A 24,766-nucleotide genomic window follows, 5' to 3' on the forward strand; every position below is an offset into this window, starting at 1 on the left:
CTTTAGCGGGCGTTTTTTATAACCAAAATTCAGCTTATCAGCTAGTTCGCACTCAGCAACTCCGGTTGCGGCAATACAAAGTAGAAAATCGAGAAGAAATGGAAGACGCTGCCCGCCAATACAAACAAATGCCAGATGGCATGATGATAAGGCAGAGATTTCCAGACATAAAAGATAACACCCAGCGTATAAGCTAAACCGCCGGCGACAAGCAACATCAAGCCACCTGCATCCACATTATCAATCATCGGGTTAATCGCAATAATCGCCATCCAGCCCATTCCAAGGTAGAGAGTAAGCGACAGCCAGGCAATTCGCTTTTTCAGCGTCAGCTCAAGCACGACACCCACCAAAGCAATTCCCCAAGCCACGCCCAATAAGGTCCAGCCCCAGGCATCTCTTAAATTGATTAAAGCAAATGGCGTATAAGTACCAGCAATTAAAATGTAAATAGCGGCATGATCAAGCTGTTGAAACACCGCTTTCATTTTTGGCCAGGGAAACGCATGATAAAGCGTTGAAGCGGTATAAAGCAGAATAAGACTAGCACCGTAGATACTCGCAGCAACAACATGCCAACCATCACCGTAAGCCGCCGCCCAAATCAACATGAAAACTAAAGCAACAATACTTAAAACGGCACCAATGCCATGAGTTAATGCATGAGCCACCTCTTCCTTTACGGTATAGACTTTATGCTGATTGCTCATCCTCGTTCCATTCCCGGCGTCTCATAACCTTTACTGATATTCTTGAGTGCCCTTATAAACTGGTCATACTGTCTTTCATTGTCGTATTTTAAGTTATATGAGTTATGAAACTGCAGGGTTAGCGTGACACCATGCCCTTCCAAAAAAACGGTATAACCGTCATGGTCGGTATAAGCTTCTATTCCGTCCAAGTAGTGACGTCCCTGACGAGCTTCGCCATGAGTGTGGATCTTTTCGTACGCATCCAACATCAGTTTGTTATCAAGTTCGTTTTTCATCACACACCTCAGCGTTTTCTAACTAAATGTATACCCTTATTATTAGGGTCGAATGTCCATTCCACAACCGCTTTTACCTATTTGTTTCAAAAACCTTGTATCAGAATATACATACATAGGTGCATGATTAGGCAAAAGCCGCTATAATAATGAACGGATGTTAAGAAATAGGAGCCGAACATGGTTCGACGCACAAAAGAAGACGCAATGGAGACCCGCGCCAAGTTATTAGACGCTGCTGAGGCTTTATTCAGCGAGAATGGTGTGACTCAAACGTCGATGATGCAAGTGGCTGAAAAAGCGGGTGTCACTCGCGGTGCTATCTATCACCATTTTGAAAATAAAATGGATCTCATTGAATCGTTAATGGGAAGAATTTCTCTTCCGATCGATGAAATGCGGGAACAAATAGCCGAGAGTTTAGAATTCGATGCCTTAGAAGAAGTAAAAGCCCGCTCTAAAGAATTTTTAGCTCGCGTTCAAAATGAGCCCCAGGTACGTTCTATTGCCAGCATCCTTCTTCACAAGTGCGAGTACATTGACGAAGTAAATCCTATAAAATTACGGCATGTTAGCGGTCGTAACGAATGCGTTTGTGAAGTCGAAAAGTTGTTTGAATCAGCTATCCAAAAAGGTCAGTTGTCCTCAAAAGCTAGCCCCAGGGTTGCGGTTATTGGCTTGTTTTCATTAGTGGACGGCCTTATTTATAACTGGCTGCTTGCTCCGGATTACTTTCCTTTAGTGGAGTACGGCAACCAGGCTATCGATAGCTATATTAACGGGTTAGCACGCTAAGGCTCGTTGCTGTCTGCACGTCCGCGGCGCCAGCCATTGTATTTTCGGTGCACGCCGCGGGTCAAAGATTGAAAAGTATCTTCCAGTAAGTCGACACCAAGCAATACACCAACAATTACCATCGACAACACAATACTAACCCCGTACATACCAAGACCGACTGCAATGCCAATTGCCGCCAGGGCCCAGATTGTCGCCGCCGATGTGACACCAACTACAACACCGTCCCGAGCCAACATAACGCCTGCACCAAGAAAGCCAATGCCGGTAATAATTTGTCCAATGACGCGGGATGGATCGCCGCCCTGACTGACAACCGAGGAGCCACCAGTTAAAAATAGATAGGTACCTAAGATGATAAGTGCAGCGGTCCTTATACCAACCGGTTTGCCTCTAACCTGTCGCTCGAGCCCGACAATGGCACCACAGAGCAGGGCAGTGCCGATGCCATTCCATGAGTAAGGACCCAGTTCCTGAACAACTTGCCAGTCAATCACTAGCTGGCCTCTCCTTGCTCTAAAAATTGCTTAAGAAAACTTTCATCCATTGCCGCAATGCTTTCGTCATTGGCATTCGGACAGCAGGCAAACAACGGCGCAGTCCATGCCTTCACATTGCCAAGAATGTCCCGCAAGTGGCTTAGCCCCCGAATGCCCCCTAACCCCCCGGGTGAAGCAGCAGCCAATAATACCGTTTTACCGGCCCAGGCCTGCGTCTCAACCCGCGACACCCAGTCAATCGCATTTTTTATCAGTGGAGAGACCGACGAATTATATTCAGGGCTGACTAAAACCACTTTTGAGGCTGACTGAATCTTTTCAGCCAACTTTTTCATCGACTCGGGAACACCATCTGCGGCCTCTAAGTCGCCATGGTAGATCGGCGCGTCCAGCGCATCGGCATCAACGATGTCATGTCGAATGCCATGCTTATCTGCAACTTCAGCCAAACGATGTTTGAGTTTGGCATTAAGCGAGTCTTTACGACGGCTACCACCAATGAATACAACGGTCATACGATTACTATCTCCTGATTATTCGGATTGAGAACTCTTCATTGCTTCAATAAAGCGGTTTGACTCACTTACCGCCGCTTCCATGTCTTTAATTAATGCGGAAATATCATTCTGCAGATTACCAAACTCACCGCGAATAGCATCAATGGCCTTAGCATTCAGGTTATGTTTCAGATAAAGCACGTTATCCTGCATTTTATCCAGCACCGGCTGCATCTTATCTGCCGCGCGCTCCATCACCCTCAGCAACTCGGCATAACGGCGTTCCGTCTGGCGTAACTGTCGCTCACTTTCGCGACGCATAGTGTCGTTACTGTATTCACCCAGCTCTTCGCTCCATTCGTCGAATAAGTCATTAGCTACTTCGTCAACTTCGTCGATACGGCTACGAACGCTCTCTGCTGCAGATTTACTGTCTTCGTAATCATCAAGCAGCGCGTTATATTGCTTTTCCAGATTACCACCATCAATGTTTAGCATAGCGTCCAGACGCTCTAATGCAGAACGGAACTCTTCCTGAGCATCGGTTTGTGAGTCACGTGCATCATCCACTCTATCGACTAAAATATCGCGCTTTTCTACGCCAAATTTTTCCATAGTGCCATAGTAAGCACTTTGACATGCTGACAGCATGAAGACCGTTACCAACGGCAATGTCCATTTTCTCATTTGTCACCTCGTGCAGCTTTAATAATACGTTCGTCGCGTTTGTCACGGTGATAACCATGCACCGCAATAATGGCGTGAAGAATAGCGATAATATAAAGAGCTCCCAGCGCACCAAGCGAGACAATAAAAAGTACTACGCCGACAATAGCGATAACCGCATTAAATATCGCCTGAAAAATTTTACCCGTCAGTAAAATAGCGACGGGGGGAAGTAAAATAGCTAAAATATACAACATTGTGTTCTCCTTGCACTTAACATGCAGCTTACCAATTAAGAGCCATTACTTTAGAAAAAGCAAACTAAATCAGTAAGGTAAACGACTACCATCCCAATGCCATAACGCTCCGGTATTTTCCGGTTTTAAGTTTTTCACTACAGCCACAATCCGCTCTGCAGAGAGTTCAGGCGAATACAGTTTGTCGGTGGATATTCGCTCCTGAAAAGGTTCAGACAAACGAGTGTCCGTTGTCCCCGGATGTATTGCCGCCACGATCAGGTTTTTATGAGTACGCTTTAACTCTATTGACGCCGTTTTCAACAGCATATTTAACCCGGCCTTGCTTGAGCGGTAGGCGTACCAGCCGCCTAAATAGTTATCCTCAATACTGCCGACTTTCGCTGACAACTGTACCCAAAAGCGGGTCTTCTTTCTGTCAAGAATTGGCAAAAACGCCTTAAGCGCCAGCATGGGTTTCACTGCGTTAACGGAAAATAACTTATTCAAGTTGTCTGCCGTAATATCGGTCAACTTTTTCTCCGGAAAGGTTTCTTCGTCATGCAACATACCTATGGTTGAGACGACGCCACTTAACTGTTCACCGTTATTTTTAAACTCACTAACCCAGGCGCCCAGTGCTTTCTCATCGTAGTCTTCTATTCGGCAATAAGTTACATCTGACGAGTCTGTTTCCGGCACCTCAGGCTGCCGCGACAACGCGAATATCCTCTCATCGGGATATTGCTTGCTTAATTCCAGAGTGATGGCCCGACCTAATCCGCCGCCAGCACCTAATACCACCATTGCCATTTGCACGACTCTCTATCATGATAGTTATTACTTCCCTACGTGAATAAAACTGGATTAGCTCAATACACCATGAAGCAAATTGAATGGAAATCGTATTTCAACCACACCTTAGGCTTTCTAAAGTACTTTGGGCAAAGGTTTAATAGCGACAATACCAATATCACCGCCGGTCACCTGACCTACGTCAGCATGCTGTCGCTGGTACCCCTTCTAGTCGTTATGTTTACGGTTTTCTCAGCATTTCCAATGTTTGATGAGCTGAAAGAGAATCTTGAGCAGGCACTTTTTGCGAATCTCTTACCCACTTCCGGTGAACAACTGGAAGAATATCTTAACGAGTTTGTGACTAATGCCTCCAAAATGACTGCAATTGGCGTCGGTTTCCTGTTTATTGTCGCCATTATGCTCATGTCAGCCATCGATAAAGCATTGAACAGCATATGGCGGGATTCCAGCAGCAGACATTGGTTGGTTTCTTTTGCTGTTTACTGGATGCTACTTACCCTAGGTCCGGTGCTTATTGGATCGGGCTTGGCTGCAACCTCTTACTTGATGTCGCTCAGCCAGTTTGCTGATGAATATGTTTCCGGCATACAAAGCTTTGTCTTGTGGTTCGTACCCATTGTGACCTCCTTTGTATTCTTTGTGCTCATGTATCAGTTAGTGCCTAACCGTCAGGTTAAATTCCGCTACGCGGCCTTTGGGGCGGTTATTGCCGCGCTTCTGTTCGAGCTGAGTAAACAACTGTTTTCACTGTACATTACTTTTTTCCCGACTTATCAGGCCATTTACGGCGCACTGGCAACCATCCCAATTCTTATCGTATGGATATATCTGTCATGGTTAATTGTACTCATTGGTGCGGTTTTAACCGTCAGTTTAGAGGAGTACCAGTTACAGCAGCCTGAGCCGAAGTCTGATTGACCTGCTTTGCATTTTCGCCGACCATAGCCGTTCTGTTTTTGAAAGGTATGTACTCATGATCGGACTCATTCAGCGCGTTAGCCGTGCCAAAGTCACTGTTGCCGATGAACTGGTCGGTTCTATCGGGCCCGGGCTGTTAATCTTATTAGGTGTTGAACACAAAGACGACGAAGCCAGTGCTGCCAAATTAGCTCAGCGCATAGCCAATTATCGCGTGTTTAGTGACGTTGAAGACAAAATGAATAATAGTGTTATCGATGCGCAGGGCGAAGTTTTGGTGGTTTCTCAATTCACCTTAGCGGCCGATACTCGTAAAGGACGGCGTCCCAGCTTTTCTTCAGCGGCAACGCCCGACCAGGCACAGCATTTGTATCAGGTTTTTTGTGAGCAAATGGCTGCGCAAGGCTTGCCGGTAAAAACCGGGCGCTTTGCAGCAGATATGCAGGTTGAGTTGGTCAATGACGGCCCGGTCACATTTGAATTGAAGGTATAACACCTATGTATCGCGTTATTACTCCGGAAACAGACGAACAACTCGAGCGTTATTACTACCTTCGCTGGCGGGTTCTGCGCGAGCCTTTTCAACGCCCTTTAGGCTCTGAACAAGACGAATACGATCAAGTTGGTCATCACCGAATGGTAGTCAATGAAGCAGAGGAACCCGTTGCGGTTGGCCGGCTTCACTTTAACAGCCCGGAAGAAGCTCAAATACGCTTTATGGCGGTTGCTCCTGAATACCGGGGGGAAGGGCATGGGGTCGCTATTATCTACGCTCTTGAGCTTGCTGCGCGCAAAGAAGGCGCAACGCATGTGGTGATCAACTCACGCGACAACACCATTGGCTTTTATAAAAAGTGTGGTTACGACGTAGCGGAAGAAGCCGATACCGTAAATAACCCCATGGCAGAACACCATTTACGCAAGTCCTTCACTGAGTACAACCGCATTATTTATCGGCCTGAGTGGTGTACCGAGCTACAGAAAACCTGGCAGGAAGACATACCTATTTCCGACGCCATGGGCATTAAAATCCATCAGTATACCGGTCGCGTATTCGAAACCCGCGCGGTACTCTCGCGAAACATTAATGTGCACGGCACCATGTTTGCCGGCAGCATTTACTCACTGGGTACCTTAACCTGCTGGGGATTGCTGCATTTACAGCTGTTAGAGCGGGAACTGGAAGGAGCCGTGGTATTAGGCGATGGTAACATTCACTATCACAAGCCAGTTACCCAGGAACCCCGGGCAATAGCGCGTTTGAGCGACGTTACCGGTGACTTTTCCGCGTTAAAACAAGGAAAAAATGCGCGTTTAACGATTAAGGCTCAGATACTGGATGAAGAGCAGCCGGTAGCAGAATTTACCGGCCGCTTTGTGGTTCTGGCAAAACGGGACTAGCCCGCAGAATTAAACTTCAGACAAAATATGCGGTAGTTTCACCACTGCCGCCAGCTCACCATTTTGAATCAGGTCACTAGCCGCTTTAATATCCGGCGCGAAGAAGCGGTCTTCAGCATAGTACGCCACTTGCTCACGCAAACAGTTAAACGCCGTTTCAACCGCAGCAGCACCTTTCAACGGGCGACGGAAATCCAGTCCTTGTGCGGCTTCTAACCACTCAATCGCAATAATGTCACTGACGTTTTTAGCGATATCCGTTAACCGACGCGCCGCAAAGGTTGCCATAGACACATGGTCTTCCTGGTTGGCAGACGTTGGCAGACTGTCCACAGACGCCGGATGCGCCAGGGTTTTATTCTCTGACGCCAATGCCGCAGCGGTAACTTGTGCCAGCATAAAGCCCGAGTTAACTCCGCCGTCATTGACCAAAAACGCCGGTAACTTGCTTAAATGGCTGTCTATGAGCAGGGCACTACGACGCTCTGACAAGGCACCAATTTCGCTGGCAGCAATGGCCAGAATATCGGCTGCCATAGCGACAGGCTCTGCGTGGAAGTTACCACCGGAAATAATGTCCTGCTCTTCGCTGAACACCAGTGGGTTGTCAGTAACTCCGTTGGCTTCGCGCACTAAAATACCCGAGGCATGCTCAATTTGGTCTAACACCGCACCCATTACCTGAGGCTGACAACGCAGAGAATACGGGTCCTGCACTTTTTCGCAATTCTCGTGGTCTTTAGCAATTTCAGAACTGTCGGTCAGCACGTGACGAAGCATTTCGGCGGCTTTAATCTGCCCCGGTTGGCCGCGTACTGCGTGAACACGTTCATCAAACGGCGCACGCGAGCCCATAGCGGCTTCCACAGAAGTCGCACCCACCACAATGGCGGCATGGAAATTACGCTCAATGCGGAACAGTCCGGCTAGAGCTAACGCAGTCGATGCTTGAGTGCCGTTCAGTAAAGCCAGACCTTCTTTCGGTGCCAACTCAAACGGCTCAATACCCGCTATTTTCAGACCTTCCTCAGCGTTTAGCACCTTTCCGTTGTGACGAACCGTACCTTCACCCACTAATGGCAATACCATGTGCGCTAACGGCGCTAAATCACCGGATGCGCCCACAGACCCTTTTTCCGGAATGCAGGGGTACACTTCGGCGTTCAATAGCTTGATCAGCGCATCAACCAACACTTGCCGTACGCCAGAAAACCCGCGCGACAGAGAGTTAATTTTCAGTAGCAGCATTAGACGCACAACGGAGTCTTCCATTAAATCGCCGGTTCCCGCAGCGTGCGATAACACAATACGACGCTGGAGATCAGTCAAGCGCTCAGGTGGAATACGGGTATTCGCCAGCAGCCCAAAACCGGTATTAATACCGTAAACTACTCGCCCTTGCTCAAGTACATCTGCAACGGTTTTCGCCGAAGTCGCAATGTTGTCCTTAGCTTCATCAGATAGCTTTAGTGTCTGATGCTGATAAAACCAGTCGCGCAGTTCACTTAACTGCAATTGTCCTGGCTGTAATTCAAAATGACTCATGCAACCTCCTTACTTCGTATCCAGCATAGGTAAATCAAGCCCTTGTTCACGGGCGCAGTTTTTCGCAATATCGTATCCGGCATCAGCGTGGCGCATAACGCCCGTACCCGGGTCGTTCCACAGCACCCGGCCTAACCGCTTGTCAGCTTCTTCGGTACCGTCGGCTACAATCACCACACCGGCGTGCTGTGAGTAACCCATGCCAACGCCACCACCGTGGTGCAGGCTGACCCAGGTCGCGCCGCCTGCTGTATTCAGCAAAGCATTCAGCAGAGGCCAGTCCGATACCGCGTCAGATCCGTCCTGCATCGCTTCGGTTTCACGGTTAGGGCTGGCAACTGAGCCAGAATCCAAGTGGTCACGGCCGATAACAACCGGCGCTTTCAGCTCGCCGCTTTTAACCATGTCGTTAAACGCGCGGGCAATGCGGGCCCGGTCTTTAAGGCCAATCCAGCAAATACGTGACGGCAGGCCCTGGAAGCTAATGCGTTCTTTAGCCATGTCCAGCCAGTTGTGTAAGTGCTCGTTATCCGGAATCAGCTCTTTCACTTTCTCGTCGGTTTTGTAGATGTCTTCCGGGTCACCCGAAAGCGCAACCCAACGGAATGGGCCAATACCTTCACAGAACAGCGGACGAATATAAGCCGGCACAAAGCCCGGGAAGTCAAAGGCGTTATCAACACCTACGTCTTTGGCCATCTGGCGAATGTTGTTACCGTAATCCAGTACTGCCGCGCCTTCTTTCTGGAAGTGCAACATAGCGCGCACCTGCACCGCCATAGATTCTTTCGCAGCATTTACCGTACCAGTGGCATCGCTTTCCTGCTTCGCTTTGTATTCTTCCAGTGTCCAACCCTGTGGCAAATAACCATGCAGAGGGTCGTGGGCTGAGGTCTGGTCAGTCACTACGTCCGGCGTCACGCCTTGCTGCTGCAATTCCGAATAAACGTCAGCGGCATTACCCAGTAAGCCCACTGAAATGGCTTCGCCTTTTGCCATCGCATCATTAATCAGTTTTAACGCATCGTCTAAGTTAGTAGCTTTATGGTCCACATAGCCGGTACGCAGGCGAAAATCGATACGTGACTCGTCACATTCAACAGCCAACATACAAAAACCGGCCATGGTTGCCGCTAATGGCTGAGCTCCACCCATGCCACCAAGGCCACCAGTAAGTACCCACTTACCTTTTGCGTCACCGTTAAAGTGTTGACGCGAAACCGAACCAAAGGTTTCGTAAGTGCCCTGCACAATGCCTTGTGAACCAATGTAAATCCAGGAGCCTGCGGTCATCTGGCCGTACATCATCAGGCCTTTTTTATCGAGCTCGTTAAAGTGTTCCCAGTTAGCCCATTCCGGTACCAGGTTAGAGTTCGCAATCAATACTCGCGGCGCATCTTCATGGGTAGGAAACACACCCACTGGTTTACCTGACTGAATCAACAGGGATTCGTTTGGTTTCAGGCGCTCTAAAGTTTCAATAATTTTGTCATAGCATTCCCAGCTGCGCGCTGCACGACCAATGCCACCGTATACAACCAGCGCCTGTGGGTGTTCCGCCACTTCATCATCCAGATTGTTCATCAGCATCCGCTTTGCAGCTTCCACCTGCCAGTTGCAGGTGGTTAGCTCGGTTCCATGAGGGGCGCTAATTTTGCGGCTTTTATCCAAACGGGTGAATGACATGACTTACTCCTTAAAGGTTAAATGGCCGCCTAACTTAAAGCGGGAGCCCGGATGGGTCAGCGTGGCGAAAGTCACCACGCCACCTGAGCTCCAGGTGCGGCGCAAAATTCTGAGACAAGGTTCGTGACGGTCGATACTTAAGTATTGGCAGAGAGTATTGACCGGCAGAATAGCTTCAATTTGATGACTGGCTTCGGTGAGCGGACTAACCACACACAAATATTCGTGCGGGGTTACCTTGCTGTAGTCCTGCTTAAGATAATCGGGAACCAGTTTGGGGTTAACAAAACGTTCTTCCAGCTGCACCGGCAAGTCATTTTCATAGTGAGTGATTAGCGAATGAAATACCGGGCTCCCTTCTTCCAGCTCCAGCGCTTCAGCTACCTGAGTCGAGGCGGGTTGTTCTTTCAGCATATGCACTTTGGCGCGGTAATCGTGGCCACGTGAACGCACTTCATCGGCAATATTGCGAATGGCCATGAACGAGGTTTGCGATTTAATTGGCGCAACGTAGGTACCAGAGCCCTGAGTCCGAATGACCAGCCCCTCATCGGCCAGTTCCTGTAGCGCGCGTCTTGCCGTCATTCGACTGACAGAAAACTGCGCCGACAAGGCATTTTCTGAACTGACAGGGTGGTTTTCAGGCCACTCACCGGATTCTATCTTCAGATAAATATGCTGTTTTATCTTTGAGAACTTGTTCATCCCGACCCCAACATGTAAATGACATGATTCGATGTTTTTGAGGCTAAAAGTCTAGTTCAGAATAATTGTATATACAAGCAGCTTTTGCTACTCTTTTATCAGAACCAACCTTAAAGGACTGTTATGCAACGCATAGAAAATATCAACGCAGCGACAATGACTGATGATAAGGGTTATGGCCTTATCCAGGACGCTACAGTCATTATTAATAAGGGCAAAATTGAATTTGTGGGTGCCGCTTTTGACGCCCCCGCCACCCCGACTGCAGAAGTCATTGACGGTAACGGTGGTCTGCTGACTCCCGGGTTAATTGATTGCCACACTCACCTGGTATGGGCCGGATCCCGCGCTAACGAATTCGCGCAACGCCTGCATGGCGCCAGCTATCAGGAAATTGCTGAGCAGGGCGGCGGTATCAAAAGTACGGTTAAAGCCACCCGCGAGGCCTCCGCAGAAGAGTTACTGACACTGGCGTTAGAGCGCGCAGAAACGCTCATGTCACAAGGAGTTACCACCATAGAAGTGAAGTCCGGTTACGGCTTGGATCTGGAAAATGAGCGCAAACAATTAACCGTAGCGCGTCAGTTAGCCGAACAGTTACCGGTGAACATTAAAACCACTTTGCTGGCGGCACACGCAGTGCCACCTGAGTTCAAGGATAACGCCGACGGCTATATTGAAGAAATTATCCAAAACATTTTACCAACGCTGGCTAATGAAGGCCTGGTCGACGCGGTTGATGCTTTTTGTGAAAGTATTGGATTTAGCCCGGCACAAACCGAAAAAGTATTTAAAACGGCAAAAGACTTAGAACTGCCAATTAAGCTTCACGCCGAGCAAATCACCAACCAGAAAGGTGCCAAGCTGGCCGCGGATTATCAGGCATTATCGGCTGATCATCTTGAGCAACTGGATGAAGAAGGTGTTAAGGCCATGGCCGAAAATGGCACGGTGGCGGTGTTATTGCCCGGCGCATTTTACTTCCTGCGCGACACGCAAAAACCGCCAGTTGAGTTACTGCGCAAACACGGGGTGCCTATGGCTATTGCCACCGATGCAAACCCGGGTTCATCACCGATTCATAACTTACCGTTAATGCTGCAAATGGCTGCGACTTTTTTCCACATGACACCGGAAGAGTGTCTGCGGGGCGTTACCGTCAATGCAGCAAAAGCATTAGGCGAAAACCAGCGCGGCGTTATTGCAGAAGGCTGTTACGCAGATTTAGCACTATGGAGTTGCAAAGACGCCGCTGAGCTCACGTACCAGTTTGGTGTGAACCCGTTAAAAACCTTATGGTTTAACGGCGTCGCTCACGACCGTGTAAGTAAGCCGTGGTCAGCTCGCTAAGCAACTGTCCGCATATTTTCATGCCTTCGTCGAAGCCGGTACTGCACAAAGAAGGAGCGGCTTCGGCAAGGTGTAAATAACGCGCTTCGTTCACCTCTGCTAAGCGCTTAACGTACTGAAAACCCTGCCCCAGACTCAAACCAACATAGTTTACAGCGCTGGCTGGTACGGCATTTAATGCATCAACATCAACTTCAATACCTAGCGGCCTCTGCCAGGACACGGCTTTTGCTACCACTTCGTCCATCACCTCAACAAATGGACGCTCATATAAGCGATGCAGTGTATGGTAACGCATGCCAGCGTCTTGCAGCTGACGCAGGCTACTGGCAGAGTTTTTGCCCTGATGCAAACCAACAATATGGTAAAACTCCAGCGCACCTTCCATATAAGCGTAACTAAAGCCATTGCCGGAGTGGCGGCCTTCGCGCGGACGAAAGTCTGCATGAGGGTCTAAATTGACCGCACCACAAGCTTCCTCTGTCACTTTATGCAAACTCTTCAGCAGCGGATACGCATTATTGTGACCCCCGCCAATAACAATCACCTCAAAACCCTGCTCGAATAACGGCGTCAGAATTTTCTCGACGCGGGCATCAACCTGCGCGCAAAGTTCACGTAAAGTGGCCAGATCATGGGCGTCTGTAGCATCGAGTTCAGCGGCCTTTTCGTTTAAGTCGTCGCAATTAACCGCTCCAACCAACAACATCTCGTGCGTGGAAAGTAACCCCGTTTTTTGCAGGTTTAAGAAGCTTTTCAAAAAAGCCTGCCAGCCGTCATCGGCACCGGCGCGACCAAGGTTGGCTCGCACACCGATACTCTCGGGAATACCGACTAATGCTACACGCTGGCCGTCTTCCCAGGCTGCCGCCAGGCTTTCTTCGTAAGTGCCCTGTTCAGAGAGCACCCGAATGGCCTGGCCAATTTTAGTTTCCTGTTCACGTACCGTGACCCATTTTGCCGGGTCGGTCAGTTCTAAGTAAGAGATGTCACTCATCATTCAATATCTAATGGTTCCGGAGACAAGATAACGCCAGTAGTATCGATATAAAGGTGGTCTTCCGGCAAAAAGGTTACGCCGCCAAAGTTTACCGGCACATTCAGTTCACCTACGCCTTCGCTAATAGCGCCAACCGGAATAGAAGCAACACCCAGAATCCCAATATCCAGCTCTTCCAGCGCGTCAACTTCGCGCACGGCGCCGTAACAGACAATGCCTTCCCAGTCGTTATCCATGGCTTGCTCAGCAATAGCTGCATCAACCAGAGCACGGCGTGATGAGCCACCACCATCAATCAATAAAATCTTCCCACCACCGTCGGCAGCAATGGTTTCCTCAATAAGCCCTTTATCTTCATGGCACTTGATAATAACCAAACTACCACCAAAAGAGTTGCGGCCTCCGTAAGACTCAAACATGGGTTCAACCACATCGACCATATCGGGGTATAAATCGCAAAGTTCTGAAGTGTTGTATTCCATGATTGTATTCCTGACGTTGCTATAGCAGTAGCTGGCAGTATACCTGCTATCCGGTGCGGACAAAAGCAACCTGATAGCGGTAACGAAACCCTTGAATTATAGAATAAAAACCCGTTTAATCTAACTAACCATAATAATAATAAAGTGAATTGCTATTTTCATGCCCCAGCTCGACCTCATGACCAGTCTGGCTATAGAGACCTTTGCGCATTCAATACAGGCAGTTTTTCTGCTCGGATTTGCCGCTTTACTGATGTATTACCATAGATACTATCAACGCGATTATCTAGGTTACTGGGCTTTCGCCTGCTGTGCATTTGGTCCTGGAGAAATCATCAGAGCCTTTTTGGCCGGAAGCGCAATGGTCGCGCCCGAGTCTGCGCTTAGCTGGTCCAGTGGTTTACAAGGGGTCGCTTTAACCTGCCAGTACCTAGCCATTTCGTTTATTGCCCTCGGTGCCTCTTGTGCCGCGTTTAATAAAAAACCGCAACACTACTGGCAATATATAGCTTATGGGGTGTCGTTGGTTGGCGGTATTATTTCCTATTTTTGGCTAGATCCCACCATAAGCGATGCGGGTAACACGCCCAATGCCGGATTTATGCGGTTTCTGGTCACTGGCGTAGCGTTAATCGCTATCAGCTTGCTTATGTGGCGGAAATTAGGAAGCGGTATCGGCCCCAAATTGGTGTCCGGTGGCTTTTTCAGTATCGGTTTTAAGAATTTAGTCGTACTTAGCGTTATTTTTTCTTTACCCGGAAACGCTGTGGACTGGGCTCTCAGCTTTCAGGCGCTTTTAAATATCATTATCATTGCGGCGATTATCGTCGGTATTATCATTTGGTTGCTGGAATCTGAGCGCAATACCGCAGTGCGCGCCATCCAAAGAGCCGAGTATCTGCACACCCATGACGCGCTGACCGGAGTCTCTAACCGTGACCAGCTGGTCAGTAAAATTCCTTTATTCATCGAGTACTGCCGCAGTAACAACCGTCAATTAACCATTATGCTTGTTGGCGTCAGTCGCTTTAAAGTGGTTAACGAAAACATTGGTATTCGCGGTGGTGACCAGGTGCTAAAAGAAATTGCGCGACGCCTGCAAAACTTTCGCAAACAGCCTCTGGCGGTATCCCGTATCAGTGGCGATGTCTTTGCTCTTGCCTTTGATCATTTAAAAAGCCGCAGTCTTATAAAAGATTTAGCTACAGAGCTTCAGGACACACTGAGTAACCCCATTGAAGTGGGCGAAAAAACGCTGAATATTGCCGCGGGTATTGGTATTGCACGCTACCCTCAGCACGGCAGTCGATCGGAAGTTCTACTCAATAAAGCAACCATTGCGCTGACTCAGGCAAAGCAGTCACACCAGCCCAGTGTTACCGTTTATGAGCGGGGTATGGATGAGATGTACTCCTATCTGGTTGATATGGAGCCAATTTTACGCCGCGCTATGCAAGAGAATGAGTTCACTCTGTATCTTCAGCCGCAGTTTGACTTTGACCATCAACAGCTTTGTGGTTTTGAAGCCCTGATCCGTTGGCAGCACCCGGAACGCGGTCTGCTGAGTCCGGCGGAATTTCTGCCTTATATCGAGCAATTGGGGCTTTCCACCGAACTGGATGACTGGGTACTGAACCACGCGGCTGCTATCCTTGCTTCCTGGAAACAAAAGTTTGGTCTCTGCTGGCCCATAGCGGTGAATTTATCAGCGCCACAATTTCAGCATTTTCAGTTAATAGAAAAAATGCAGCGGTTACTGGAAGACTACAATATATCGCCCGAATGGCTAGAGCTTGAGATCACCGAAAACGTGGCCATGTCAGATTTACACAACGGCATGAGTGTTATCCAGCGGCTGCGGGAAATGGGTTTTGGCATTTCTATTGATGATTTTGGTACCGGTCACTCTTCCCTGGCTTACCTTCGCTCATTACCTATTAACAAAATTAAAATAGACCGCAGCTTTGTCAGCGAACTGCAGCAAAATAATAACGATGTCACCATTTTAAAAGCCATGATCCGGCTGTCTCACGGTCTGGGTAAACGCGTTATTGCCGAGGGCATTGAAACCCAAGAACAGCAGGACATGTTGCAAAAACTGGGTTGCGACATGATGCAGGGCTATTTTTACTCCCCCCCAATGCGCCTGCAATTTGCTGAACAGTTGATTGAACGCCAAATTCAAGGCGACAAAAAGCCGTTGCCACCCGGAGAGTTTGCAACGGCTTTCTAGCTCTACAATTTCTGCAGAGTATTTTTACAGGATAAAGCGGCTTAGGTCTTCGTCTTGCGATAGCTCACCGACATGTTCATTCACGTAATCGGCATCAACAACCAGTTTCTCACCGCTGTGGTCAGTAGCATGGAAGGAAATTTCTTCCATTAAACGCTCCAGCACCGTATGTAAGCGACGCGCACCAATGTTTTCTGTCGTTTCGTTTACATGGAATGCCACTTCAGCAATACGCTGAATGCCTTCTTCAGTAAAGCTCACTTCAACGCCTTCAGTGTTCAGCAGAGCATGGTACTGAGTCGTCAGCGACGCACTTGGCTCTGTCAGAATACGCACGAAGTCGCCACTGGTCAGTGCTTCCAGCTCAACCCGAATAGGCAAACGCCCCTGTAATTCAGGAATAAGATCTGACGGCTTACTCATCTGGAATGCACCAGAGGCAATAAACAGAATATGATCAGTTTTTATCATACCGTGCTTGGTATTCACCGTGGTCCCTTCAACCAAAGGCAGCAAGTCGCGCTGCACGCCTTCGCGGGAAACATCTGGCCCGCTGGTATCGCCACGCTTACAAATCTTGTCAATTTCATCTAAAAAGACAATGCCGTTTTGCTCAACCGACTCAATAGCAGCTTCTTTTACTTCGTCGGGGTTCAGCAATTTCGCCGCTTCTTCCTCGACTAGCTGCTTGTAAGCATCTTTAATGCGCATTTTGCGTGCTTTTGTCTTATCGCTGCCCATGTTCTGGAACATGTTCTGCAACTGCGACGTCATTTCTTCCATACCCGGAGGCGCCATAATTTCAACACCCATTTGCGGCATGGCTAAATCAATTTCAATTTCTTTGTCATCCAGCTGGCCTTCACGTAACTTCTTACGGAATACCTGACGCGTACCACGCTGGTCATCATTTTCCGGCGTCTCTTCCTGTTGCTGAGCCCAACCAGAAGAAGACTGCTTCGCCGGTGGTAACAGCACATCCAAAATACGCTCTTCCGCCGCTTCTTCAGCGCGGTAACGTACCTTTTGCATCATTTCTTCGCGCGTTTGCTTCACCGCAACGTCGGTTAAATCCTTAATAATGGATTCAATTTCTTTGCCCACGTAACCCACTTCTGTGAACTTAGTCGCTTCAACTTTAATGAAAGGTGCTCTCGCTAATTTCGCCAGGCGGCGGGCAATTTCCGTTTTACCCACACCGGTAGGGCCTATCATTAAGATATTCTTAGGCGTTACTTCCTGACGCAGCTCGTCATCCAGCTGCATCCGGCGCCAGCGATTACGCAAAGCAACGGCGACAGCGCGTTTTGCTTTATCCTGGCCAATAATATGTCGGTTTAATTCGTCTACAATTTCTCTTGGGGTCATCTCAGACATCTTATTTTTTCCCCTGCTTCGTTTTGTCTTCAGCAATAGACTCTTCTTCTTCAATGGTCTGGTTGCCGTTGGTGTACACGCAGATATCGCCTGCAATGGTCAGTGCTTTTTGCACAATGTCGCGGGCATTCAAGTCGGTATTTTCCAGCAAAGCTCTTGCTGCCGACTGCGCAAACGGCCCACCGGAGCCAATCGCAATAAGGTCATTTTCCGGCTGCACAACGTCACCATTACCAGTAATAATTAATGACGTTTCTTTATCCGCAACCGCGAGCAATGCCTCCAGTCGGCGCAAAGCACGGTCGGTACGCCAATCTTTTGCCAATTCCACAGCCGCACGCATCAGGTTCCCCTGATGTTGTTCAAGTTTGGATTCAAAACGTTCGAACAGTGTGAAAGCGTCTGCGGTTCCGCCGGCAAAACCTGCCAGCACTTTATCGTGGTATAGGCGACGCACTTTACGCGCATTACCTTTCATTACGGTATTACCTAAGGAAACCTGGCCGTCTCCGCCAATTACAACTTTATCGCCGCGGCGAACAGATACGATAGTAGTCAAAGCAAGACCCTCTTTTTTGTCTTAGTGACGTCGATGACAAGTATTTGAGGGTCTATATCGTATTTTTCAATGGTGTCAGCCGATTAATCCAGATTCCAGTTCCAGATAGCACAACCAAACACTTGATTGCGTTGAAGTTTATGACGGTCACTTTCAGCATCTCGTTTGGTTTCATAAGGGCCCAGAATAACCCGGTACCAAAGCCCATTGCTCCCTTCAGTCGAGCGTACCTGAGATTCAAGCCCCGCCATCGCAATTTGTGCACGTAACCTTTCAGCGTCTTCCTGCTGACGGAAAGAGCCACATTGCATCAGTTTCGGTGGACCCAGTTCGCGTTCAGGCACATCCACTTCCACCTCTTTACTTTTTAGCTCTTCTATATAGCGCCAGCGTTCAGCCGATTTCTCTGGCAATAAGTCAGCCGGTGGCGGTTGTACCTTTGGTTGTTCAACCTGTTCAGATTTACCGTTAATTTGCAGCAGAATATAGGTAAAAAATGCTATCAGGACAATGGCAACAGCGACCACGAACCAGGGCACCGGCTTACGCTCAGCAACGGGTTTTGCACCGCGTTGCTGCTTTTTATTGGTTCCCTTTTTCTTAGCCGGCTTACGTTTTGGCGGTTTTGGCTTACGATTCGCGTAATCCATAGTGCGTTACATCTTCTCCAGGGTTGGAATACCCAGTAATTCCAGGCCTTGCTTCAGCACGTTGGCGGTTAACATCGACAACTTCAGACGACTGTTACGAAGGGCTTCGTCTTCCTGATTCAAAATTGGGCAGGCTTCATAAAAACTGGAGAAGCGACCGGCCAAATCAAACAGGAAACCACATAAGAAATGCGGCATGGCTTTATCCTGAACCTGATGCAGCACTTCGTTAAAACGCACCAGCTGATTCGCCAACGCCAGCTCGCGTTCGTCATCCAGAATAATGTCGGCGTTGCGATCAAACGCTGTGTCGCCTAAACGGTCAAAAATACTGTTCACACGGGTGTAAGCATAAAGCAGGTAAGGTGCCGTGTTGCCTTCAAAAGTCAGCATGTGGTTCCAGTCGAAAATGTAATCGCTGGTACGGTTTTTTGATAAGTCCGCGTACTTAACCGAGCTAATACCCACCACTTCAGCAACGCGTTTTTGCTGCTCATCTGTTAAATCAGTCGTTTTCTGCTGCAGTAGCTCTAGTGCACGACGTTCAGCTTCATCTAATAAATCAGCCAGCTTAGTCACACCACCGTCACGGCTCTTGTAAGGTTTGCCATCTTTGCCCATCACGGTACCAAAACCGTAATGGTCTAGCTGTATCTCGCCTTCCACAAAACCGGCTTTGCGTGCCAGCGTAAAAATTTGGTCGAAATGCAGCGACTGACGCGCATCCACAAAGTACATCAGGTGGTCACCACCTAACTGTTTCTGACGGTATTCAATAGCGGCTAAATCGGTGGTGGCATAGAGGTAGCCCCCGCCTTTTTTCTGCACAATAATAGGCAGCGGTTCGCCTTCTTTACCTTTGTATTCTTCAAGGAACACGCATTGTGCACCCTGATCTTCAGTCAACAGGCCTTTTTCTCGCAGGTGCTCAATAACACCCGGTAACTTGTCGTTATAAGCACTCTCTGCCATCACATCGTCACGAGTCAGTTTAACGCCTAAACGGTCGTAAACGTCCTGACAATGGCTCAGTGACACATCAATAAACTGGTTCCACAGCTTCAGGCAGTATTCGTCGCCCGACTGCAGTTTTACGACTAGCTGACGTGCACGGTCAGCAAACTCTTCGCTTTCGTCAAAACGTTGCTTGGCGGCTTTATAAAAAGTCTCCAGGTTGCTCAGCTCATATTCAGCAGACTGGTTATCCAGCGCTTCCATGTACGCTAAAAGCATGCCGAACTGCGTGCCCCAGTCGCCCACGTGGTTCTGGCGAATGACTTTATGCCCTAAAAACTCACACACGCGCGACACGGCGTCGCCAATAATGGCAGAACGCAAATGGCCTACGTGCATTTCTTTCGCCAGGTTAGGCGACGAGTAGTCAATAACAATGGTTTTGCTTTCTTCTGCCACATCCACGTTCAGGCTGTCGCTGCTGAGCATCGCGGTTAGCTGGTCTTTCAACTGGTCCTGCGAAATGGTGAAGTTAATAAAGCCCGGCCCGGCAATATCCATTTTCGACAACAGGGAGTTCTCCGGAACCGCGGCAACAATGGCTTCTGCCAACTGACGCGGATTCGATTTCGCAGGCTTTGCCAGCATTAATGCCAAGTTTGTCGCAAAGTCACCGTGAGACTTATCGCGGGGTCGGTCCAACTGAATGTTTACTGAATGATCCGCCGGAATTGTGCCCTGTGCTTTAAGTTGACCAATGGCTTCGGCCAGTAACTGTTCAAGTTGTTCTTTCATTAATGCGACTACCTGTATGAAAAATCGAAGAGGAAATTCAAAGCGCTTAGTTTAATCGCTACGCTCGATAAAAAAAACCGCTTAGTTGTTAATCAGCTGAAGTCTTGTGGATCAATATCCAGTGACCAGCGCACTTTTTTCAATAACGGCAAGGCGTTAATCTGCGGCAACAAGTGTTCGATAAGCTGAAAACGCAATTTACGCGACTGACAATGTAACAGTAATTGATAGCGGTAACGACCAGCTTTACGCTCCATTAAAGCTGGCATCGGCCCCAGTAAAAACGCACCTTCCACCTGCGGCATTAGCTGCTGAATTTGGGTCATAGCCTGTACCACCGAGTCTCTGTCGGTTGCTTCGCCACGAAACAACGCCAAATAAGAGAACGGCGGCAGCTCGCTTTGCTGGCGTTCGGCTAAAGCCGTCAGCGCGAAATGTGAATAGCCGTTGTTGAGTAAGTCCTGAATTAAGTCGTGCTCCGGATGGTGAGTTTGCAGTACCACCTTCCCGGCTTTGTGCTCCCGCCCGGCGCGACCAGCCACCTGAGTGTAAAGCTGTCCTAAACGCTCTGCTGCCCGGAAATCCGCACTGTAAAGCGCACCATCAACATCCAGCAGCGCCACCAAGGTCACATGCGGAAAGTGATGGCCTTTAGCCAACATCTGCGTGCCGACCAGCAAAGGGTACTCGTTATTTGTAGCTTTTTGCAGGTAGTCGTCTAACTGGCCTTTACGGCGGGTGGAGTCCCGGTCAATGCGCAGCACTCCGCGGCCCGGAAACATCTCCTTCAGGCTGTGCTCTAACTGTTCGGTACCCACGCCATGCGAAATTAAGTGCGTGGAGCCGCAGGAACCGCACTGCTTAGGTATTCGCTGCTGACTACCGCAATGATGACACTGCAACTGGTGATGAGCTTTATGTACGGTGTAATAAGCATCACAACGATGACACTGCGCCAGCCAGCCACATTCATGACACATTAACGCCGGTGCAAAACCACGACGGTTAAGGAACAGCAGTACCTGATTACCGCGTTCAATTTCTACCTGAATTTGTTCCTGCAACGCTTTGGAAACACCGGCTTTAATGGGCTGCTGCTTCAGGTCAATAAGCTCGTGTTTAACCATTTGCGCACCACCAGCTCGCTGCCCCAACTTAAGCCAGTGAAAACGCTTGCTGACCGCGTTATTCAAAGTTTCCAGCGAGGCCGTTGCACTACCCAGTACCAGCGGAATATTCAGCAACGATGCCCGTTTAATGGCAATGTCCCGAGCGTGGTAGCGAAAGCCGTCCTGTTGTTTGTAGGACAAGTCATGTTCTTCATCGACTACAATAAGCCCGAGTTTCTGACAGGGTGTAAACACCGCCGAGCGGGTGCCGATAATAATTGCCGCATGTCCGTGCTTTGCGTCCAGCCAGGTATTCAGTCGCTCTCTGTCGCTCATCCCGGAATGTAGCATCACCACCGGCGCGTCAAAGCGCTCTTTAAAGCGCTGCAAAGTCTGTGGAGTCAGGCCTATTTCCGGTACCAGCACCAATACCTGCTCTCCACGAGCCAGCACCGGCTCCATGGCTTGCAAATACACTTCGGTTTTGCCACTACCAGTAACCCCTTCCAGCAACAACGTACTGTGCTTCTGCTGTTGGTTAATGGTCGAAACCGCCACTGCCTGCTCGGTATTTAGTGCATGTCCCTGCTCTTTTAGCACCGATGACTGCTTTTGCCAGCCCTGATTCTTAGTCGGTGCCTGCTCGCGCACTTCAATCCAGCCTTTATCCTGTAAGGTACGAAGCACGGCTGAGGTGACGCCTATATCGGTCAAGTCGCTGCGTCTGAGCGGCTGATGTTTAAGCGCCGCCAGCACCTGCTGCTGTCTTGCAGCCCCTTTTAAATCATTAATGGACTGCGCCCGGCCTAAGTCGGTCAACGCATAAAAAGTTTCGGTCAGATATTCCGGCGCATCGCCTTTGCGCAACAGAACCGGCAGGCTGTTCGCAGCAACGTCACCCAGCGAGTGGTGGTAATAATCCGACGACCAGCGCACCAGCTGCCAGATATCATCCGGCCACAGTCGCTGCTCATCCAGAACCGAAGCAACCGACTTCAGTTCAAATGTTGGCGGTTCGTCACTGGCTTCGGCAACCACGTAACCCACTAGCTGACGCTGGCCAAAAGGCACGCGCACGCGGACTCCCTGCGGCAGTGGCTCGGCACTTTTGCACAGATAATCATAGGTTTGTCGAAGAGGTAGCGGCAGTGCGACTTTATAACGTCGTTCGCTGCCGGTGCTGGCTTGCTTCATGGCTCTATTCTGGAACGCTACCGCGCAGAATACAAGGCAGCAGATTCTGCTTGATCACAGGCGCAGGATCACATAAAATGCGCGGCTCTTAATTCATTGATGTTTTTTTGCGCATGGTGTTCGGCTTTGGATCGAATGGCGATGCGGCCCATAACTGAGGTAACCCCATGAAACAAGGTATTCATCCTAAGTACGAGACTTTAAAAGTCAGCTGTTCTTGCGGTCACACGTTCGAAACGCGTTCAACCCGCTCAGAAGATCTTCACCTGGACGTCTGTTCAGAGTGCCACCCGTTCTACACTGGTAAGCAACGTGTAATGGACACTGGTGGTCGTGTTGACAAATTTAAGAAGCGTTTTGGTGCTCTGGGCAAGAAAGATTCCTAAGAAAACCTATAGAAAACGCTGCTTAACAGCAGATTTTAAGAGAAAGGCGCTAAACAGCGCCTTTTTTTATGCCCGCTCGCCTAAACCTCCTATTGTTAAAGAAAAGTTAACTGGTGTACTTTTGAACACTCGTTAAATTTACTTCGCCTCAGTGGCCTTTAAAGGTGGAGGTAAGATTTGTTTCTTCGCTTAAAAGCGATAGACTGATTGGCATTCTGATAACCAGACTCAGGTATCACCGCATGACAGATTTTCGCCAACAGGCACTGGATTACCACGAATACCCGACCCCGGGTAAAATTTCGGTTGAACTCACCACTCCCGCAGAAACCAGCAAAGATTTAGCTTTGGCCTACAGCCCGGGCGTCGCAGAGCCGGTTCGGGAAATTGCTCAGGACCCGGACGCGGCTTACCGTTATACGGCCAAAGGCAATATGGTTGCGGTTATTACCAACGGAACCGCCATTCTTGGTCTGGGCAATTTAGGGCCACTGGCATCAAAACCGGTAATGGAAGGCAAAGCTCTTCTATTTAAGCGCTTCGCCGGACTAGATTCTATTGATATTGAAGTAAATCATCGTACTACTCAGGACTTTATCAATACCGTTGCTAACATTGCCGATACCTTTGGTGGCATCAACTTAGAAGACATTAAAGCGCCTGAATGTTTCGAAATAGAACAGGCGTTAATAGAGCGCTGCAATGTACCGGTATTCCACGATGATCAGCACGGTACTGCCATTGTGACGGCCGCAGGTATGCTTAATGCGTTGGAAATTCAGGGTAAAGACCTGGCGGAGTCTCGCATTGTTTGTCTTGGTGCCGGTGCTGCCGCCATTGCCTGTATGGAGCTTTTAATTAAATGTGGCGCACAACGCGAGCACATTTATATGCTCGACTCAAAGGGCGTTATCCATACTCGTCGCGATGACTTAAACGAATACAAGCAGCTGTTTGCCAACAACACCGACAAACGGACACTAAAAGACGTTATTGAAGGTGCCGATATCTTCGTGGGGGTTTCAGGGCCAAACTTACTCAGCGCAGAAGAGTTGAAACTTATGGCGCCTAACCCGGTTCTGTTTGCCTGCTCTAACCCAGACCCGGAGATTAAACCAGAAACCGCTATGGCGGCGCGTGATGACCTGATAATGGGAACCGGACGCTCGGACTACCCGAACCAGGTGAACAACGTTTTATGCTTCCCGTTTATGTTCCGCGGTGCATTAGATGTGCGCGCTACTGCTATTAATGACGAAATGAAGGTTGCAGCGGTGGAGGCCATTCGCCAGCTGGCGAAAGAGCCTGTTCCGGAATCAGTATTAAAAGCGGCCGGTGTCAAAGAGTTAACCTTCGGTCGTGATTATATTATTCCCAAGCCAATTGACCCGCGCTTGTGCCCACGGGTATCGCGCGCCGTTGCCGAAGCTGCGGTGAAGTCCGGCGCAGCTAAAATCGATTTACCGAAAAATTATATGCAGGATTAATCGTCGAGCTCTTCGTCGGTCGGAATAGGTAATCCCCGGGCTTCTAGCTCTTCGCGCACCGCTTTGGGGATTTTATTCGGATTAGATTTTTGCAAATCTTCATCTTCCGGCAGCGGCTGACCGGTAAAAGCGTGTAAAAACGCCTCACACAGCAGTTCGCTGTTGGTAGCATGGCGCAGATTATTAATTTGGCGACGGGTTCGTTCATCGGTCAGTACTTTTAACACGCGCGTGGGTATTGAGACCGTAACTTTTTTCACCTGCTGACTCTTACGACCGTGTTCAGCATAAGGGTAAATATATTCGCCGTTCCATTTCATTGTTATTGTCCCGCTATATAACAAAACCACATAAGTTATAATGAATTGTACCCGAATGAACGACCCCGTCAAATTTTATCCGTCTAGATGGCTAAAAGTTGCTGACATTTGCCT

Annotated in this window: 26 protein-coding genes; 8 read left to right on the top strand and 18 right to left on the bottom strand. The window is 49.0% G+C overall.

What is annotated here, in order from left to right; translation table 11 throughout:
* Positions 1–41 precede the first annotated feature (41 nt).
* Positions 42–710: a hemolysin III family protein gene (locus tag RJ32_RS12870; protein WP_011235664.1), complete on the bottom strand. Its 669-nt coding sequence runs from the start codon at positions 708–710 to the stop codon at positions 42–44.
* Positions 707–988 (bottom strand): DUF3081 domain-containing protein, encoded by a 282-nt coding sequence (locus RJ32_RS12875; RefSeq protein ID WP_011235665.1) that lies wholly within the window; start codon positions 986–988, stop codon positions 707–709. Before RJ32_RS12875 ends, RJ32_RS12870 begins: the two co-directional genes overlap by 4 nt.
* A gap of 180 nt (positions 989–1,168) precedes the next feature.
* Between RJ32_RS12875 and RJ32_RS12880 the strand changes: the two genes are divergently transcribed.
* Positions 1,169–1,783, top strand: coding sequence for a TetR family transcriptional regulator (locus tag RJ32_RS12880; RefSeq protein WP_034822751.1), 615 nt, complete (start codon positions 1,169–1,171; stop codon positions 1,781–1,783).
* Here the strand turns inward: RJ32_RS12880 and RJ32_RS12885 are convergent.
* From RJ32_RS12885 to RJ32_RS12905, 5 genes are all read right to left on the bottom strand, one after another.
* Positions 1,780–2,280: an MgtC/SapB family protein gene (locus tag RJ32_RS12885; RefSeq protein WP_011235667.1), complete on the bottom strand. Its 501-nt coding sequence runs from the start codon at positions 2,278–2,280 to the stop codon at positions 1,780–1,782. The genes RJ32_RS12880 and RJ32_RS12885 overlap by 4 nt on opposite strands.
* Positions 2,280–2,798, bottom strand: coding sequence for an NADPH-dependent FMN reductase (locus tag RJ32_RS12890; RefSeq protein WP_011235668.1), 519 nt, complete (start codon positions 2,796–2,798; stop codon positions 2,280–2,282). Before RJ32_RS12890 ends, RJ32_RS12885 begins: the two co-directional genes overlap by 1 nt.
* A gap of 18 nt (positions 2,799–2,816) precedes the next feature.
* Positions 2,817–3,467 (bottom strand): DUF2959 domain-containing protein, encoded by a 651-nt coding sequence (locus RJ32_RS12895; protein WP_011235669.1) that lies wholly within the window; start codon positions 3,465–3,467, stop codon positions 2,817–2,819.
* Positions 3,464–3,703: a hypothetical protein gene (locus RJ32_RS12900; protein ID WP_011235670.1), complete on the bottom strand. Its 240-nt coding sequence runs from the start codon at positions 3,701–3,703 to the stop codon at positions 3,464–3,466. The genes RJ32_RS12895 and RJ32_RS12900 overlap by 4 nt, the downstream gene beginning before the upstream one ends.
* A gap of 69 nt (positions 3,704–3,772) precedes the next feature.
* Positions 3,773–4,495 (bottom strand): SDR family NAD(P)-dependent oxidoreductase, encoded by a 723-nt coding sequence (locus RJ32_RS12905; RefSeq protein WP_011235671.1) that lies wholly within the window; start codon positions 4,493–4,495, stop codon positions 3,773–3,775.
* A gap of 69 nt (positions 4,496–4,564) precedes the next feature.
* Between RJ32_RS12905 and RJ32_RS12910 the strand changes: the two genes are divergently transcribed.
* The 3 genes from RJ32_RS12910 to RJ32_RS12920 are packed head-to-tail and all read left to right on the top strand — an operon-like array spanning position 4,565 to position 6,820.
* Positions 4,565–5,419, top strand: a complete 855-nt coding sequence (locus RJ32_RS12910) for a virulence factor BrkB family protein (RefSeq protein ID WP_011235672.1) — start codon at positions 4,565–4,567, stop codon at positions 5,417–5,419.
* Positions 5,420–5,474: 55 nt separating this feature from the next.
* On the top strand, positions 5,475–5,912 hold the full coding sequence (gene dtd / locus RJ32_RS12915) for a D-aminoacyl-tRNA deacylase (RefSeq protein WP_011235673.1): 438 nt from the start codon (positions 5,475–5,477) through the stop codon (positions 5,910–5,912).
* 5 nt (positions 5,913–5,917) lie between these two features.
* Positions 5,918–6,820: a bifunctional GNAT family N-acetyltransferase/hotdog fold thioesterase gene (locus RJ32_RS12920; RefSeq protein WP_011235674.1), complete on the top strand. Its 903-nt coding sequence runs from the start codon at positions 5,918–5,920 to the stop codon at positions 6,818–6,820.
* 9 nt (positions 6,821–6,829) lie between these two features.
* On the opposite strand, the gene hutH is transcribed toward RJ32_RS12920, so the two are convergent.
* The 3 genes from hutH to hutC are packed head-to-tail and all read right to left on the bottom strand — an operon-like array spanning position 6,830 to position 10,756.
* Positions 6,830–8,365, bottom strand: a complete 1,536-nt coding sequence (hutH, locus tag RJ32_RS12925; protein ID WP_011235675.1) for a histidine ammonia-lyase — start codon at positions 8,363–8,365, stop codon at positions 6,830–6,832.
* A 9-nt stretch (positions 8,366–8,374) separates the two neighbouring features.
* Positions 8,375–10,051, bottom strand: coding sequence for a urocanate hydratase (gene hutU, locus RJ32_RS12930; RefSeq protein ID WP_034822753.1), 1,677 nt, complete (start codon positions 10,049–10,051; stop codon positions 8,375–8,377).
* Positions 10,052–10,054: 3 nt separating this feature from the next.
* Complete coding sequence (gene hutC / locus RJ32_RS12935; RefSeq protein WP_011235677.1) at positions 10,055–10,756, bottom strand: histidine utilization repressor; 702 nt, start codon at positions 10,754–10,756, stop codon at positions 10,055–10,057.
* Between the two features lie 123 nt (positions 10,757–10,879).
* Here hutC and hutI point away from each other — a divergent pair, with 123 nt between their 5' ends.
* Complete coding sequence (gene hutI, locus RJ32_RS12940) at positions 10,880–12,106, top strand: imidazolonepropionase (protein ID WP_011235678.1); 1,227 nt, start codon at positions 10,880–10,882, stop codon at positions 12,104–12,106.
* On the opposite strand, the gene RJ32_RS12945 is transcribed toward hutI, so the two are convergent.
* Together RJ32_RS12945 and rraA are read right to left on the bottom strand one after the other, a co-directional pair.
* Positions 12,057–13,106, bottom strand: coding sequence for a formimidoylglutamase (locus tag RJ32_RS12945; RefSeq protein ID WP_034822755.1), 1,050 nt, complete (start codon positions 13,104–13,106; stop codon positions 12,057–12,059). The two genes, hutI and RJ32_RS12945, sit on opposite strands and share 50 nt — an antisense overlap.
* Positions 13,103–13,588, bottom strand: a complete 486-nt coding sequence (gene rraA, locus RJ32_RS12950) for a ribonuclease E activity regulator RraA (RefSeq protein WP_034822757.1) — start codon at positions 13,586–13,588, stop codon at positions 13,103–13,105. The genes RJ32_RS12945 and rraA overlap by 4 nt, the downstream gene beginning before the upstream one ends.
* A 160-nt stretch (positions 13,589–13,748) precedes the next feature.
* On the opposite strand from rraA, the gene RJ32_RS12955 reads away from it, so the two are divergent.
* A complete protein-coding gene (locus RJ32_RS12955) occupies positions 13,749–15,821 on the top strand; it encodes a bifunctional diguanylate cyclase/phosphodiesterase (protein ID WP_034822759.1) in 2,073 nt (690 codons plus the stop codon).
* Positions 15,822–15,845: 24 nt separating this feature from the next.
* On the opposite strand, the gene hslU is transcribed toward RJ32_RS12955, so the two are convergent.
* The 5 genes from hslU to priA all read right to left on the bottom strand — a co-directional run bounded on the left by hslU (position 15,846) and on the right by priA (position 22,459).
* Positions 15,846–17,198: an ATP-dependent protease ATPase subunit HslU gene (hslU, locus tag RJ32_RS12960; RefSeq protein ID WP_034822761.1), complete on the bottom strand. Its 1,353-nt coding sequence runs from the start codon at positions 17,196–17,198 to the stop codon at positions 15,846–15,848.
* 1 nt (position 17,199) lies between these two features.
* Positions 17,200–17,757: an ATP-dependent protease subunit HslV gene (gene hslV / locus RJ32_RS12965; protein WP_011235683.1), complete on the bottom strand. Its 558-nt coding sequence runs from the start codon at positions 17,755–17,757 to the stop codon at positions 17,200–17,202.
* An 83-nt stretch (positions 17,758–17,840) separates the two neighbouring features.
* Positions 17,841–18,407 (bottom strand): SPOR domain-containing protein, encoded by a 567-nt coding sequence (locus tag RJ32_RS12970; protein WP_034822763.1) that lies wholly within the window; start codon positions 18,405–18,407, stop codon positions 17,841–17,843.
* Between the two features lie 6 nt (positions 18,408–18,413).
* The gene (argS, locus tag RJ32_RS12975) at positions 18,414–20,156 is read right to left on the bottom strand and encodes an arginine--tRNA ligase (RefSeq protein WP_034822765.1); all 1,743 of its coding nucleotides are present in this window, start codon (positions 20,154–20,156) and stop codon (positions 18,414–18,416) included.
* Positions 20,157–20,248: 92 nt separating this feature from the next.
* Entirely contained in the window at positions 20,249–22,459 is a 2,211-nt protein-coding gene (gene priA, locus RJ32_RS12980; RefSeq protein WP_034822767.1) for a primosomal protein N', read from the bottom strand.
* Between the two features lie 167 nt (positions 22,460–22,626).
* Between priA and rpmE the strand changes: the two genes are divergently transcribed.
* Positions 22,627–22,845 carry a 50S ribosomal protein L31 gene (gene rpmE / locus RJ32_RS12985; RefSeq protein WP_011235687.1) on the top strand — a complete coding sequence of 73 codons (219 nt, stop codon included), beginning with the start codon at positions 22,627–22,629 and terminating at the stop codon, positions 22,843–22,845.
* 242 nt (positions 22,846–23,087) lie between these two features.
* A complete protein-coding gene (locus tag RJ32_RS12990) occupies positions 23,088–24,332 on the top strand; it encodes a malic enzyme-like NAD(P)-binding protein (protein ID WP_034822770.1) in 1,245 nt (414 codons plus the stop codon).
* Here the strand turns inward: RJ32_RS12990 and metJ are convergent.
* Entirely contained in the window at positions 24,329–24,652 is a 324-nt protein-coding gene (gene metJ, locus RJ32_RS12995; protein ID WP_011235689.1) for a met regulon transcriptional regulator MetJ, read from the bottom strand. The two genes, RJ32_RS12990 and metJ, sit on opposite strands and share 4 nt — an antisense overlap.
* Positions 24,653–24,766: the final 114 nt, after the last annotated feature.

The sequence above is a fragment of the Idiomarina sp. 28-8 genome (assembly GCF_000320945.2).
In the GTDB taxonomy this organism is placed as follows: Bacteria; Pseudomonadota; Gammaproteobacteria; order Enterobacterales; family Alteromonadaceae; genus Idiomarina; species Idiomarina loihiensis.

Coding starts and splice junctions, on each gene's coding strand:
- hutI (WP_011235678.1), top strand. CDS start 10,880: ATGCAACGCATAGAAAATATCAACGCAGCGACAATGACTGATGATAAG.
- rpmE (WP_011235687.1), top strand. CDS start 22,627: ATGAAACAAGGTATTCATCCTAAGTACGAGACTTTAAAAGTCAGCTGT.
- RJ32_RS12945 (WP_034822755.1), bottom strand. CDS start 13,106: ATGATGAGTGACATCTCTTACTTAGAACTGACCGACCCGGCAAAATGG.
- RJ32_RS12895 (WP_011235669.1), bottom strand. CDS start 3,467: ATGAGAAAATGGACATTGCCGTTGGTAACGGTCTTCATGCTGTCAGCA.
- hutH (WP_011235675.1), bottom strand. CDS start 8,365: ATGAGTCATTTTGAATTACAGCCAGGACAATTGCAGTTAAGTGAACTG.
- priA (WP_034822767.1), bottom strand. CDS start 22,459: ATGAAGCAAGCCAGCACCGGCAGCGAACGACGTTATAAAGTCGCACTG.
- RJ32_RS12955 (WP_034822759.1), top strand. CDS start 13,749: ATGCCCCAGCTCGACCTCATGACCAGTCTGGCTATAGAGACCTTTGCG.
- hutC (WP_011235677.1), bottom strand. CDS start 10,756: ATGAACAAGTTCTCAAAGATAAAACAGCATATTTATCTGAAGATAGAA.
- argS (WP_034822765.1), bottom strand. CDS start 20,156: ATGAAAGAACAACTTGAACAGTTACTGGCCGAAGCCATTGGTCAACTT.
- RJ32_RS12920 (WP_011235674.1), top strand. CDS start 5,918: ATGTATCGCGTTATTACTCCGGAAACAGACGAACAACTCGAGCGTTAT.
- hslU (WP_034822761.1), bottom strand. CDS start 17,198: ATGTCTGAGATGACCCCAAGAGAAATTGTAGACGAATTAAACCGACAT.
- RJ32_RS12875 (WP_011235665.1), bottom strand. CDS start 988: ATGAAAAACGAACTTGATAACAAACTGATGTTGGATGCGTACGAAAAG.
- hutU (WP_034822753.1), bottom strand. CDS start 10,051: ATGTCATTCACCCGTTTGGATAAAAGCCGCAAAATTAGCGCCCCTCAT.
- RJ32_RS12970 (WP_034822763.1), bottom strand. CDS start 18,407: ATGGATTACGCGAATCGTAAGCCAAAACCGCCAAAACGTAAGCCGGCT.
- RJ32_RS12880 (WP_034822751.1), top strand. CDS start 1,169: ATGGTTCGACGCACAAAAGAAGACGCAATGGAGACCCGCGCCAAGTTA.
- RJ32_RS12870 (WP_011235664.1), bottom strand. CDS start 710: ATGAGCAATCAGCATAAAGTCTATACCGTAAAGGAAGAGGTGGCTCAT.
- RJ32_RS12990 (WP_034822770.1), top strand. CDS start 23,088: ATGACAGATTTTCGCCAACAGGCACTGGATTACCACGAATACCCGACC.
- dtd (WP_011235673.1), top strand. CDS start 5,475: ATGATCGGACTCATTCAGCGCGTTAGCCGTGCCAAAGTCACTGTTGCC.
- RJ32_RS12890 (WP_011235668.1), bottom strand. CDS start 2,798: ATGACCGTTGTATTCATTGGTGGTAGCCGTCGTAAAGACTCGCTTAAT.
- metJ (WP_011235689.1), bottom strand. CDS start 24,652: ATGAAATGGAACGGCGAATATATTTACCCTTATGCTGAACACGGTCGT.
- RJ32_RS12905 (WP_011235671.1), bottom strand. CDS start 4,495: ATGGCAATGGTGGTATTAGGTGCTGGCGGCGGATTAGGTCGGGCCATC.
- rraA (WP_034822757.1), bottom strand. CDS start 13,588: ATGGAATACAACACTTCAGAACTTTGCGATTTATACCCCGATATGGTC.
- RJ32_RS12900 (WP_011235670.1), bottom strand. CDS start 3,703: ATGTTGTATATTTTAGCTATTTTACTTCCCCCCGTCGCTATTTTACTG.
- RJ32_RS12910 (WP_011235672.1), top strand. CDS start 4,565: ATGAAGCAAATTGAATGGAAATCGTATTTCAACCACACCTTAGGCTTT.